Source organism: Micromonospora sp. NPDC047644, assembly GCF_040704315.1.
Taxonomy (GTDB): domain Bacteria; phylum Actinomycetota; class Actinomycetes; order Mycobacteriales; family Micromonosporaceae; genus Micromonospora.
In genome coordinates this window covers 292,475-304,283 of record NZ_JBEYSY010000006.1, presented here as the reverse complement: position 1 = coordinate 304,283, position 11,809 = coordinate 292,475, and the positions used below count along the sequence as shown (strand labels likewise).

10 protein-coding genes are annotated in these 11,809 nt (G+C 72.8%); 8 read left to right on the top strand and 2 right to left on the bottom strand.

Annotation, left to right across the window (positions count from 1 at the left end):
- The 3 genes from AB0877_RS12505 (at position 1) to malQ (ending at position 4,396) form a co-directional block, all read left to right on the top strand.
- Entirely contained in the window at positions 1-837 is an 837-nt protein-coding gene (locus AB0877_RS12505) for a carbohydrate ABC transporter permease (protein ID WP_366608667.1), read from the top strand.
- 10 nt (positions 838-847) lie between these two features.
- Positions 848-2,056 (top strand): sn-glycerol-3-phosphate ABC transporter ATP-binding protein UgpC, encoded by a 1,209-nt coding sequence (ugpC, locus tag AB0877_RS12500; protein ID WP_366608666.1) that lies wholly within the window; start codon positions 848-850, stop codon positions 2,054-2,056.
- Between the two features lie 285 nt (positions 2,057-2,341).
- Positions 2,342-4,396 carry a 4-alpha-glucanotransferase gene (gene malQ / locus AB0877_RS12495; protein ID WP_366608665.1) on the top strand — a complete coding sequence of 685 codons (2,055 nt, stop codon included), beginning with the start codon at positions 2,342-2,344 and terminating at the stop codon, positions 4,394-4,396.
- Between the two features lie 10 nt (positions 4,397-4,406).
- Here malQ and AB0877_RS12490 read toward each other — a convergent pair whose 3' ends face one another.
- On the bottom strand, positions 4,407-5,516 hold the full coding sequence (locus tag AB0877_RS12490; protein ID WP_366608664.1) for a winged helix DNA-binding domain-containing protein: 1,110 nt from the start codon (positions 5,514-5,516) through the stop codon (positions 4,407-4,409).
- 138 nt (positions 5,517-5,654) lie between these two features.
- Between AB0877_RS12490 and AB0877_RS12485 the strand changes: the two genes are divergently transcribed.
- From AB0877_RS12485 to wrbA, 4 genes are all read left to right on the top strand, one after another.
- Positions 5,655-6,047 carry a hypothetical protein gene (locus AB0877_RS12485; protein ID WP_357201651.1) on the top strand — a complete coding sequence of 131 codons (393 nt, stop codon included), beginning with the start codon at positions 5,655-5,657 and terminating at the stop codon, positions 6,045-6,047.
- Positions 6,048-6,111: 64 nt separating this feature from the next.
- A complete protein-coding gene (locus tag AB0877_RS12480; protein ID WP_366608663.1) occupies positions 6,112-6,870 on the top strand; it encodes a HipA family kinase in 759 nt (252 codons plus the stop codon).
- Positions 6,867-7,235: a DUF3037 domain-containing protein gene (locus tag AB0877_RS12475; RefSeq protein WP_366608662.1), complete on the top strand. Its 369-nt coding sequence runs from the start codon at positions 6,867-6,869 to the stop codon at positions 7,233-7,235. Before AB0877_RS12480 ends, AB0877_RS12475 begins: the two co-directional genes overlap by 4 nt.
- Before the next feature lie 288 nt (positions 7,236-7,523).
- Positions 7,524-8,141: an NAD(P)H:quinone oxidoreductase gene (gene wrbA / locus AB0877_RS12470; RefSeq protein ID WP_366608661.1), complete on the top strand. Its 618-nt coding sequence runs from the start codon at positions 7,524-7,526 to the stop codon at positions 8,139-8,141.
- 88 nt (positions 8,142-8,229) lie between these two features.
- Here the strand turns inward: wrbA and AB0877_RS12465 are convergent, their stop codons facing one another.
- Complete coding sequence (locus AB0877_RS12465) at positions 8,230-10,152, bottom strand: anthranilate synthase family protein (RefSeq protein ID WP_366608660.1); 1,923 nt, start codon at positions 10,150-10,152, stop codon at positions 8,230-8,232.
- A 204-nt stretch (positions 10,153-10,356) separates the two neighbouring features.
- Here AB0877_RS12465 and AB0877_RS12460 point away from each other — a divergent pair, with 204 nt between their 5' ends.
- Positions 10,357-11,769: an FGGY family carbohydrate kinase gene (locus tag AB0877_RS12460; protein WP_366608659.1), complete on the top strand. Its 1,413-nt coding sequence runs from the start codon at positions 10,357-10,359 to the stop codon at positions 11,767-11,769.
- The last annotated feature ends 40 nt before the right edge of the window (positions 11,770-11,809 follow it).

Sequence of the window (11,809 nt, the reverse complement as noted above, 5' to 3'; positions counted from 1 at the left end):
ATGGCTGTCGAAACCACGACCAGGGCAAAGCTGCGCTGGGGTCTGCTCGACGTCCTCGTGGTCGTCTTCGCGCTGGTCCCGGTGCTGTGGATCGCGTCGCTGTCGTTCAAGACGCCGGCGACCCTCACCGACGGGAACTTCATCCCCCGGGAGTGGACGCTGGACAACTACCGGACCATCTTCGACACCGACCAGTTCGTCCGGGCGCTGGTCAACTCGATCGGCATCGCGCTGATCGCCACGCTGATCGCGGTGGTGCTCGGCGCGATGGCCGCGTACGCGATCAGCCGGCTGGACTTCCCCGGTAAGAAGCTGCTGGTCGGTGTCTCCCTGCTGATCGCGATGTTCCCGCAGGTGTCACTGGTGTCGCCGCTGTTCGAGATCGAGCGACAGCTGGGGATCTTCGACACCTGGCCGGGGCTGATCCTGCCGTACATCACCTTCGCGCTGCCGCTGGCGATCTACACACTGTCGGCGTTCTTCAAGCAGATCCCGTGGGACCTGGAGAAGGCCGCGAAGATGGACGGCGCCACCCAGGGGCAGGCGTTCCGGCGGGTGATCGCGCCACTGGCCGCACCCGGGCTGTTCACCACGGCGATCCTGGTCTTCATCTTCTGCTGGAACGACTTCCTGTTCGCGATCTCGCTGACCTCGACCGAGCGGTCCCGCACGGTGCCGGCCGCGTTGTCGTTCTTCACCGGAGCGTCGCAGTTCGAGGACCCCACCGGGGCGATCTGCGCCGCCGCCGTGGTGATCACCGTTCCGATCATCCTGTTCGTTCTCTTCTTCCAGCGTCGCATCGTGTCCGGTCTGACCTCCGGCGCGGTCAAGGGATAGGTGGGTAGTCATGGCTGACATCGTGCTGGACAAGGTGAGCAAGAGCTTCCCGGACGGGACCGTCGCCGTGCAGGACGTCGACCTGGAGATCGCCGACGGCGAGTTCGTGATCCTGGTCGGGCCCTCGGGCTGCGGCAAGTCCACCACCCTCAACATGATCGCCGGGCTGGAGGACATCAGCTCCGGTGAGCTGCGCATCGCCGGGCAGCGGGTCAACGACAAGGCCCCCCGGGACCGGGACATCGCCATGGTGTTCCAGTCGTACGCGCTGTACCCCAACATGACGGTGCGGGAGAACATGGCGTTCCCGCTGCGCCTGGCGAAGCTCGACAAGGAGACCATCGACCGCAAGGTCGACGAGGCGGCGAAGGTGCTGGAGCTGACCTCGCTGCTGGACCGCAAGCCGGCCAATCTCTCCGGTGGCCAGCGTCAGCGGGTGGCGATGGGCCGGGCGATCGTCCGCCAACCGAAGGCGTTCCTGATGGACGAGCCGTTGTCCAACCTCGACGCCAAGCTGCGGGTGCAGATGCGTACCGTGGTGTCCCGCCTGCAGAAGCAGCTCGGCACCACCACCGTCTACGTCACCCACGACCAGACCGAGGCGATGACCCTCGGCGACCGCGTGGTGATCATGCGCGGGGGCGCGGTGCAGCAGGTCGGGCCGCCGCAGGAGCTGTACGACCACCCGAAGAACCTCTTCGTGGCCGGCTTCATCGGCTCGCCGTCGATGAACTTCCTGCACGCCGCCGTGCAGGACGGCGAGCTGCACACCGCCCTGGGTACCGTGCCGATCGGTGACCGGGTCCGCCGGGAGCTGGAGACGGCCGACGCGCCCCGCGAGCTGATCCTCGGCATTCGGCCCGAGCACTTCGAGGACGCCGAACTGGTCGACGACGACACCCGTCGGCGGGGAATGGAGTTCGAGGCGCCGGTGGACATCGTCGAGTCGATGGGCTCGGACAAGTACGTCTACTTCACCGTCGAGGGGGAGAAGGCCAGCGCCGCCGAGTTGGAGGAGTTGGCTGCCGACGCCGGCGCCGCCGACTTCGCCGGTGCCGGTGGCAACCTGGTGACCCGGTTGTCCGCCGAGTCCCCGGTGGCCGAGGGGCAGACGAGGCGGGTCTGGTTCAACCTGGAGAAGATCCACCTGTTCGACCCGGCCAACGGCCGCAACCTGACCCTGCAGGAGGGCCGAGCCGCCGGCGCCCTAGCCGCCTAACAACCCTCCCCGCGCCCCTCGCCCTTCCCCGCGCCCCCCGCGCTCCCCCCGCGCGCCGTTCTCCGCGCGCTCCTTCACGCGCCGATCTTGCACTTTCGGTTGTCGATACAGGTGGAATGCCCCTTGTGTCGGGACAGAAAGTGCAAGATCGGCGGGGCGGGGGCGGGGCGCGGGGGCGGGCGCGGGCGGGGGCGGGGGGCGCGCGGGGGCGTGGGGTGCGTGTTCTGCGGGGTGGGGGTGGGCGTGGGAAGGTGGTCTCGGGTCGCGTTGTGGAGCGGGGGGCACATGGACCGACGATTGGCCGCGCTGGCCAACGCGCACGGTGTTTCCACCTGGTACGAGGACTGGCGGCACCGCCGTGTCGAGGTCGCACCGCGGACAGTGGTGGGTGTGCTGGGGCTGCTCGGCGTGGACGCCACCAGCCCGTCGGCGATCGCCGACGCGCTCGCCGCCGCCCGTGCGGTCGACCGGAACGCCCTTCCGGACACGGTCGTGCTCACCCGTGGTCACGGCCGGGCGCTGCCCGGCCCGGGGATGGTGACCCTGGAGGACGGTAGCCGCCGTGCGGTCGACGGCGAGCTGCCGGCGGACCTGCCGCTGGGTTGGCACCGGCTGGCCTGCGCCGACCGCGAGGTCACACTGGTGGTGGTGCCGCGTCGGCTGCCGGTGCCGCCGTCCAGCTGGGGGTGGATGCTCCAGCTCTACGCGCTCACGTCGGAGCGTTCCTGGGGCATGGGAGACCTCGGTGATCTCGCCGAGTTCACCGGGTGGGCCGGTGCCAACGGGGCGGGGCTGGTGCTGCTCAACCCGCTGCACGCGGTCGGGCCGGCGCACCCCGTGGCCACCTCACCGTATTCGCCGGCCAGTCGACGCTTCGTCAATCCGCTCTACCTGCGGGTCAGCGACACCGCCGCGTACCGGGCGGCGGACGCGGCCACCCGGGCGGTGGTCGACGCGCTGCGCCCCGACCGCGGGCCCCTGATCGACTATGACGAGGTGTGGGCCGCCAAGCGGAGCGCGCTGGAGTTGCTGCACCCGTACGCCCAGCCGGTGGACCTTGCCGCGGACCCGGCGCTGACCAGCTTTGCCACCTGGTGCGCGCTCGCCGAGCGGCACGGCAACGACTGGCGGGCCTGGCCGGCGGAACTGCACCACCCGGACGCGCCGGCGGTCGCCGAGCAGCGTCGGCGTCTCGCCGACCGGGTCGCCTTTCACGCCTGGCTGCAACACCTCTGCGACGAGCAGCTCGACGCCGTCACGGCGGCGGCCCGCGAGGCGGGGATGCCGGTCGGTGTCGTGCACGATCTGGCTGTCGGCATCGACCCGGGCGGCGCGGACGGGTGGCAGCTCGCCGACGTGCTGGCCCAGGGCGTGCGGGTCGGCGCGCCACCGGACGACTTCAACCAGCTCGGCCAGGACTGGGGGCTCGCCGCGTGGCGCCCGGACCGCCTCGCCGCCACCGGGTACGCCGCGTACCGGGACATGTTGCGCCGCGTCCTGCGGCACGCGGGGGGCCTGCGGGTCGACCACGTCGCCGGTCTGTGGCGACTGTGGTGGGTGCCTCCGGGCGGCGGTGCGGCCGAGGGCACCTACGTGCGCTACGACGCCGAGGCGATGCTGGGCATCCTCGCGTTGGAGGCGCACCGGGCCGGCGCGGTGGTGGTCGGTGAGGATCTCGGTACGGTCCAACCGGCGGTGACCCGAGGGTTGCGGGGGCGCAACATGCTCGGCTCGACGGTGCTGTGGTTCGCGCGCGACGAGGCCGGGGACTTCGTTCCGCCGGCCCGGTGGCCGCGCAACGCCCTCGCCACCATCTCCACCCACGACCTGCCCACCGCGCCGGGCTTCCTGACCGGTGAGCACGTGCGGGTGCGCGACGAGCTGAAGCTGCTCGGCACCGACGTGGCGGTGGAGCGGGCCCGCGCCGCCGCCGACCGGGACCGGCTGCTGGGCATGTTGCGTGCCGAGAATCTGCTGCCCGAGCCGACCCCGCGGCCACCGGCCGTCCCTGTCGCCTCCGCGGGTGCAGAGCAAAGGACGGATTCCGGTTCGGCGCTGCCCGACGCGGGCGCGGCACCCGACGACGGCGAGGTGGTGGTGGCGATGCACGCGGCGCTCGCGGCCAGCCCGACCCGGCTGCTCGGCGTCTCCCTCTACGACGTGCTGGGCGAGGTGCGCCAACCCAACATGCCGGGCACCGTCGACGAGTATCCGAACTGGCGGCTGCCGCTGCCGGCCAGCGTGGCGCAGATCCGCGCGGACCCCCGGGTGGCCCGGATCGTCGACCTGCTCAGCGCCGCCCGCCCGCGACCGGCCGACCCGTCGCCGCCGCAGCGGTGACGCCGCCGGGTCAGGTCAGCCAGTCGAAGCGGGCCGGCAGCCCGAGAAATTCGGCGTAGCGCCCGAGTGCCTGCTCCACCCGGGCCCGCGCGGCGGGGTCGAGTGTGGTGAGCGGCTGGACCGTCACGGTGACCGCCGTGCGGCCGATCTTGCGTTTCCACACGCCCACCACCCGACCGGCGCGGACGACTGTGGCCTGGAAGATGCCGTTGTTGCCCGGCACGACGGCCGCCTGGTGAGCGGGGTCGAGCATCAACGTGCGGTCGCGGTAGCCGAGCAGGTACTCGTCGAAGCCGGGCAGCGCCAACACGTCGTCCGGCGCGGTGCGGGGCGCGTCGGCCAGGGCCGCGTCGGCGTACATCACGGTGCCGTCGACGCGTACCGTGCTCAGCGCGTCGTCGGCGGCGGCCAGGCCGCGCCGGGCGTCGGTCACTGTGAGGCCACTCCACCCGGCGAACTCGCGGTCGGTGACCGGGCCGTGCCCGCGGACGTAGCGGTGGGCGAGCAGGGCCAGCGCCTCGTCCCGCTCCAGCCGCTGGGACGTGGGCGCCCACTCGTCGAGCAGGGCGAAGGTCTGCTCGGTGCCGACGTTCGGCGCCACGCAGGTCACGCCGCGCACGCTCGCATACCACAGCAGGTGGTAGCCACGTTGCCCGTCCGTGCCCAGGCCGGCCGCCCGCAGAGCGGCGAGGCACTGCGCGCGGGTGAGTCGACCGCCGCCGGCCAACGCGGTGCCGAGGACGTCGACCGCCCGGTCCGCGTCGGCCTCGCTCAGCCCGAGCTGCGCCCGCCGGGTCGCCGCGCCGGCCAGGGAGCGTACGCCCGTCAGCTCCAGCATCCAGCGGGCATCGGCGGACGGAACGAGATGCACCGTGCCCCGCATCGGCCAGGTGCGCAGCGCCTCACGCCGCTCCAACGCCGCCTGCACGTCGGCCACGCCGCGACCGGGCAGCCGGGCGCCCAGCGACCACAGCCCGCTGGCCAGATCCTGTGCCTGCATCGCGCCGAACCACTCGACCACCTCGGCGACCGTGCCGGGGCGGATGCTCGGGTGCGGGCGCAGCAGCAGGCTGGTCATCCGCAGCGCCAGCGCGTCGGCCGCGCCGAGGTCGACAGGCATCCTGCGCTCCTTTTCGTGGCCGGGCGGCCAGCCTAGGCCCGCGCACCGACACTCCTGCTGGTGGGAGGCGTAACGGCGGTCGGCGGGGGAATGCGGCTCGCCGGAAGTACGCGCGCCGCGCGTACGGAAGGGAATCTCATGACTGCCGCAAGCGAGCCGGCGCGGGGCGCCGGCGTGACGGCCGGGTCCCGTGGCCATCGGGGGGACGCCCGCGCGAAGACGAGCGCCGCCGCGACCTTCGCACTGGTGTTCGGGGTGGCCGCTCTGTTCAGCGTGTTGACGGCGATCCTCGCCTGGCTGGGGTTGGTGCTCGGCATCATCGGGATCATCCTGGGCATCGTCGGCCTCAAGATGGCGCGTCGACCCGGGGTCACCGGTCGTGGCGTGTCGATCGGCGGCCTGGTGCTCAGCATCCTGGCCGTGCTGATCGGGCTCGGTCTGGCCGCGGGTATCACCACGTTCGTCAACAACGAGAACGCGGTGGACCGCCTGCAGACCCAGGTCGACAAGTTGCGCGACAAGCTCGACTGACCCGCGCGTGCCGGTCTGGGCCGGCCCGCCACCCGTCCCGGCCGGCCACAGTAGGGTGGGCGGCGTGCTCCGCCAGGTCACCGCGATCCGTTACGTCACCCCGCTGCGCGAGGGTGGGTCGCTGCCGGGCGTGGTGGAGGCCGACGACCTGGGCACCTACGTGGCGAAGTTCCGAGGCGCCGGGCAGGGGCCCAAGGCGCTGATCGCCGAGGTGATCTGCGGTGAGCTGGCGCGACGGCTGGGGTTACGGGTGCCGCCGCTGGTGGTCCTCGACGTCGACCCGGTGATCGGGCGGGCCGAGCCCGACCAGGAGGTGCAGGAGCTGCTGCGCAGCAGCGGCGGCGCCAACCTCGGGATGGACTTCCTCCCCGGTGCGCTGGGCTTCGACCCGGTGGCGCACCCGGTCGACCCGGCGCTGGCCTCCCGGGTGCTCTGGTTCGACGCGTACGTGGAGAACGTCGACCGGAGCTGGCGCAACCCGAACCTGCTCGTCTGGCACCGGGAGCTGTGGCTCATCGACCACGGGGCCTCGCTGTACTTCCACCACAACTGGCCGCGTGCCGAGGCCGCCGTGCACCGGGCCTACCGCGCGGAGGACCACGTGCTGGCGCCGTACGCGTCGAGGCTGGCCGAGGCGGACGCCGAGCTGGCCCCCCAGGTCACCCCGGAGCTGCTCACCGAGGTGCTGGCCCAGGTGCCGGGGGAGTGGTTGACCGCCACCGATTTCGAGACGGCGGCCGCGGCGCGCGGCGCGTACCTGGATCACCTGTCCCGCCGGGTCGCCCGCACGGCCGACTGGCTGCCATCGGGGAGCGGGGCATGAGGCAACCCTTCGAGTACGCGCTGATCCGGCTCGTGCCCCGCATCGAGCGCGGTGAGCAGATCAACGTCGGGGTGTTGCTCTACTGCCAGCAGCGCGACTTCCTGGCCGCGCGCACGCACCTGGATGCCGATCGGGTGCGCGCGCTGGCGCCCGACGTCGACCTGCCGGCGGTGGCCGCGGTGCTCGACTCCTGGGACCGGACCTGCTCCGGTGACGGGCCGGCGACCCGGATGCGCCTCGGTGAGCGGTTCCACTGGCTGGCCGCGCCGCGCAGCACGATGATCCAGACCGGGCCGGTGCACACCGGTCTCACCGCCGACCCGGCGGCCGAGCTGGACCGGTTGATGGCGACCCTGGTCCGTTGAGCCGGAGCGGGGGAGTGCTGATCGTCCCCTGATCGCGCTACGCCAGCGCCGTTGCTGGCGGAGCGCGATCCCCCGTTCAGGTGCCCGGTGCGGGGCGGCGGCTCGATCCCGCCGGCACCGATGGCACCAGGATCGTCGTCCGGGCGTGGCGGCGGGCCGGAACGACCGGGAAGTTGCGGAAAACTTGAGCCGGCGAACCGGTAGCCGGCGGCCCCGCTGGCTGTCGTTAGAGCGCGTCTGCAGCGGGTAGTCGCGGGAGCTGATCCGAGACGAGAAGGGGACACTCTGATGGCTGCCCAGACCAAGGTAGCGGTGATCTACTACAGCGCCACCGGCATCACATACCAGATGGCGCAGGCCGTGTGTGAGGCCGCCGGGGACGCCGGTGCCGAGGTACGCCTGCGCAAGGTGCGCGAGTTGGCGCCGGACGAGGCGATCCGCTCCAACTCCGGGTGGCAGGCGCACCACCTGGAGACGCAGGACGTGCCCGAGGCGATGATCGACGACCTGGCCTGGGCCGACGTGGTGATCCTCGGCGCGCCGACCCGGTACGGCATGATCGCCGCCCAGTTGAAGCAGTTCATCGACACCACCGGCCCGCTCTGGGCCCAGGGCGCGCTGGCCAACAAGGTCTACTCCGCCTTCACCTCGACGGCGACCTCGCACGGAGGGCAGGAGACCACGCTGACCTCGCTCTTCAACGTCTTCTACCACTGGGGCGGTGTGGTGGTGACCCCCGGTTACACCGACACCAGTCAGTTCATCGCCGGCAACCCGTACGGTCCCTCGCACACCAGCAACAACGGGGAGATCGCCCCGGACGCCGTGGCGCTCGGGGCCTGCGCGCTGACCGCCCGGCGTGCCGTGCTGCTGGGAACCGCGCTCAAGGCGGGCCTGTCCGGCTGACCGAACGAGGGTGACCGGTGGCGCGGGCGGGGGCTCTCGGCCCGTCCGCGCCACCGGTCCATCCAGCCCTACCCCCGGGCCGGGACGATCATGCGCCCTCGCGGGTCGCGGACAGCTCGTCCGGGTGTGGCGCGGGCAGCAGCTCGGTCAGCAACTCGCTCAACACGGCGAGCCCGTCGGGGCTGAGCACCGACTCGGCGTGGAACTGCACCCCGGCGAAGCCGCGGCCCCGCAGGGCGTGCACGGCGCCGTCGTCCGGGTCGCGGGCCAGCTCCACCGGCCCGTACGCGGTGGCCAGCCGGTCGGCGTCGGAGCGGGCGGTGAACGTCGAGTAGAACCCCACCCGGCGGGTGCGGCCGAACACCGTCACCTCCCGCTGCAACCCCTGGTAGGGCGCGTCCCGGCGGTGCAGTGTCAGCCCCAGCAACCCGGCCAGCACCTGGTGGCCGAGGCAGACCGCGAGGGTGGGACGGCCGGTGGTCAGCAGCCCGGTCAGCAGGTTGCGCAGCGCCAGCATCTTCGGCTCGTCCGCGCTGCCCGGGTCGCCCGGCCCGGGACCGGCGACCACCAGGTCGTAGTCGTCGACCGGGCCGCTGGCGTGCCAGGCGCGGGTGGTCACCGCGAGGCCCAACGCGCTCAGTTGGTGGGCCAGCATTGCGGTGAAGGTGTCCTCGGCGTCCACGATCAACGCTCGGCGGCCGACCAGCCCCGGCAGTCCGGGCGCGTCCGGTGACCGCTGGTCCAGCCAGAACCGTGCCAGCGGGGCGTTGCGCGCGGCCAGCGCGTCGCGTACCGCCGGGTCGTCGGCCAGCCGCGCGACCGGCCTGCGGTCGCCGACGGACGCCGCCGGCCCGAGGCCGAGCGCGGCCAGCACCCCGGCGGCCTTGGCGTGCGTCTCGGCCACCTCGCCGGCCGCCGTCGAGTGCCGGACCAGGGTCGCGCCGACCGGCACCCGCAGCCGGCCGGTCGGGGAGATCTCGGCGGTCCGGATCAGGATCGGGGCGTCGAGCGTCTGCCGGCCGGCCTCGTCGTGGCCGAGCAGCGCCAGCACGCCCCCGTAGTAGCCCCGGCCCCGGCGCTCGTGCCGGGCTATCACCCGGCAGGCGTTCTCGATCGGGCTGCCGGTGACGGTGGGGGCGAACATCGTCTCGCGCAGCACCTCCCGCACGTCGCGGGTGCCTCGCCCGGCCAGCAGGTACTCGGTGTGCGCCAGGTGCGACATCTCCTTGAGCTGCGGTCCGATGACCTGGCCACCCTGCTCGGCGACGGCGGCCATCATCTTCAGCTCCTCGTCGAGCACCATGTAGAGCTCTTCGATCTCCTTCGGGTCGGCGAGGAAACGCAGCAGCGCGGCGGTGTCCGCGACGCCACCGGGGCAGCGGAAGGTGCCGCTGATCGGGTTCATCATCACCAGCCCGTCGTCGACGCTGACGTGGCGCTCCGGGCTGGCGCCGACCAGCGTCCGGGTGCCGGTGTGCACCACGAACGTCCAGTACGCGCCGCGCTCGGCGATCAGCAGCCGGCGGAGCGCGGCCAGCGCGGCCCCCAACGGTGAGCCCTGCACGGTGGCGTGCAGGGCGCGGTGGATGACGAAGTTCGCGCCCTCGCCGCGGCCGATCTCCTCGGACAGCACTCGCTGCACGGTCCGCGCGTACTCGTCGTCGCTGACGTCGAAGCCTGCGTCGGTGGTGCGCACCGGCTCGCCGGGCAGCGCGGCGAGGGCGTCGGTCAGGGTGATCCGTCGGTGCTCACGGACCCGGAGGAACTCCAGCGGGGCGGCGTCGTCGACGCAGGCGAAGCCACGCTCGCTGATCTGCCGGTACGGCACCAGGGCCAGCGTCCGCGCCCCGGGCGGGCCCGCCGGCAGCGGGAGGTCGCTGAGCTGCTCGACGGTGTGGACCGGGCCGGTAAACAGGTCCAGCTCGTCCGCGCCCTCGCGGCGTAGCAGCGCGAAGGGGCCGGGGTCGACGCCGTGGGCGACGGCGGCGAGCAGGTCGGTCAGGTGGGTCATCGGAGTCTCCGTCGGGCCGGGTGCCGCCGTCGGGCGGCCCTTCGGCCGGGAGATCCGGCGACCGCCTCGATGGCGGCCGCGTGGATGGAGCTACGCGCGGGAGGTGGCCGCCGGGTCGGCGGGCCACCAAATGGTCAACTGCGCGAGCATGTGATCCACCCTACGCGCCCGTCGGCCGGCTGGCACGGGGTAACTTGACCGTCGATGAACATTCTCGCGCTCGATCTGGGCACCTCCTCGGTACGCGGGCTGGTGCTGGACGCGGACACCCAGCCGCTGCCCGGCGCTCTGGCCCGCCGCAAGATCGACCTCGCCATCGGCGACGACGGCACCGGCACGCTGTCCGGTCGGGACTATCTGGCCAGCCTGGTCGAGTGCCTGGACGAGTTGGCCGACTCGGGGCACCTGCACGACGTCGGCCTGGTGGCGGTCTCCGCCCAGTGGCACTCGGTGCTCCCGTTGGACCGCGACGGCACCCCGATGGGCCCGGTGGTCACCTGGCTGGACACCCGGCCCGCCCCGGTCGGGCGCACCCCCGGGCCGGCCGACCCGGATGGCTTCCACCAGCGCACCGGCTGCTGGTGGCACCGTTCGTACTGGTCGATGCGGTTGCCCTGGTTGCGTGAGCAGTCCGGCACCCCGATCGCCCGGTTCGTGGGTCTGCCCGAGTACGTGCTGGGCGAGTTGCTCGACTCGGCGCCGATGTCGATCTCCCAGGCATCCGGCACCGGTCTGCTGGATCTGCGCACCCTCAGCTGGGACGAGGAGGCGCTGACGCTGGCCGAGGCGCGGCCGGCGGAGCTGCCGCCGCTGGGTGAGCTGGCCTGGCACGGCCGGCTCCGGGTCGACCTGGCTCGTCGGTGGCCGCAGTTGGCGAAGGCCCGCTGGTCGCCGCCGGTGGGCGACGGCGGGGCGTCGAACGTCGGCTCGGGCTGCGTCGACCCGAGCCGGGTCGCTGTCACGGTGGGCACCTCCGCTGCCGTACGGCTGATGCAGCGGATCCCGGCGGGCGAGCCGATGCCGCGCCTGCCCGAACGGCTGTGGCGTTACCGGGTCGACCACGAGCACGTGGTGACCGGGGCCGCGTACGCCAACGGGGGCAACCTCTTCGCCTGGGCGAGCCGGGAGCTGCGGTTGCCGCAGGGCGCCGAGCTGGACGCGGCGTTGGCGCTGGTGCCGACCGGTGGTGGCCGGCCGGCGAACCCGCGCTTCGGTGGCGACCGGGCGCCGGGGCTGGCCCCGGCGGGCAGTGGTGAGCTGCGCGGTCTGAGTTTCAGCACCACCTCGGTCGACATCCTGGCTGGGCTGATGCAGGGGTTGTGTGAGCTGGTCGCCGAGGATCTCGGGGTGCTGGAGTCCACAATCGACAAGCCGGTGGGCGTGGTGTTGGGCGGTGGTGCGGTGGCGGCCTCGGTGTGGTGGCGGCAGGCCTTCGCGACCGCGCTCGCCCCGCGCCCGGTGTCGCATCAGCGCAACCCGGAGATCGGCGCCACCGGTGCCGCGTTGGTGGCGCTGGGGCGCTTCGGTGACGCGATCCAGCTCGCCGACATCGGCCGGACGGACGAGCTGGTTTTACCGACCACGGCAGGACGTTCCCACCCGCAGTATCCTTCCTGAACCTCGGCCTCGCCCGGGCCGTTGACAGCGGTACCGAGCC

Excerpts from the sequence above, each read along its gene's own strand:
- AB0877_RS12505 (WP_366608667.1), top strand. The coding sequence starts at position 1 with ATGGCTGTCGAAACCACGACCAGGGCAAAGCTGCGCTGGGGTCTGCTC.
- AB0877_RS12490 (WP_366608664.1), bottom strand. The coding sequence starts at position 5,516 with ATGCCTGTCGACCTCGGCGCGGCCGACGCGCTGGCGCTGCGGATGACC.
- malQ (WP_366608665.1), top strand. The coding sequence starts at position 2,342 with ATGGACCGACGATTGGCCGCGCTGGCCAACGCGCACGGTGTTTCCACC.
- AB0877_RS12475 (WP_366608662.1), top strand. The coding sequence starts at position 6,867 with ATGAGGCAACCCTTCGAGTACGCGCTGATCCGGCTCGTGCCCCGCATC.
- ugpC (WP_366608666.1), top strand. The coding sequence starts at position 848 with ATGGCTGACATCGTGCTGGACAAGGTGAGCAAGAGCTTCCCGGACGGG.
- AB0877_RS12465 (WP_366608660.1), bottom strand. The coding sequence starts at position 10,152 with ATGACCCACCTGACCGACCTGCTCGCCGCCGTCGCCCACGGCGTCGAC.
- wrbA (WP_366608661.1), top strand. The coding sequence starts at position 7,524 with ATGGCTGCCCAGACCAAGGTAGCGGTGATCTACTACAGCGCCACCGGC.
- AB0877_RS12460 (WP_366608659.1), top strand. The coding sequence starts at position 10,357 with ATGAACATTCTCGCGCTCGATCTGGGCACCTCCTCGGTACGCGGGCTG.
- AB0877_RS12485 (WP_357201651.1), top strand. The coding sequence starts at position 5,655 with ATGACTGCCGCAAGCGAGCCGGCGCGGGGCGCCGGCGTGACGGCCGGG.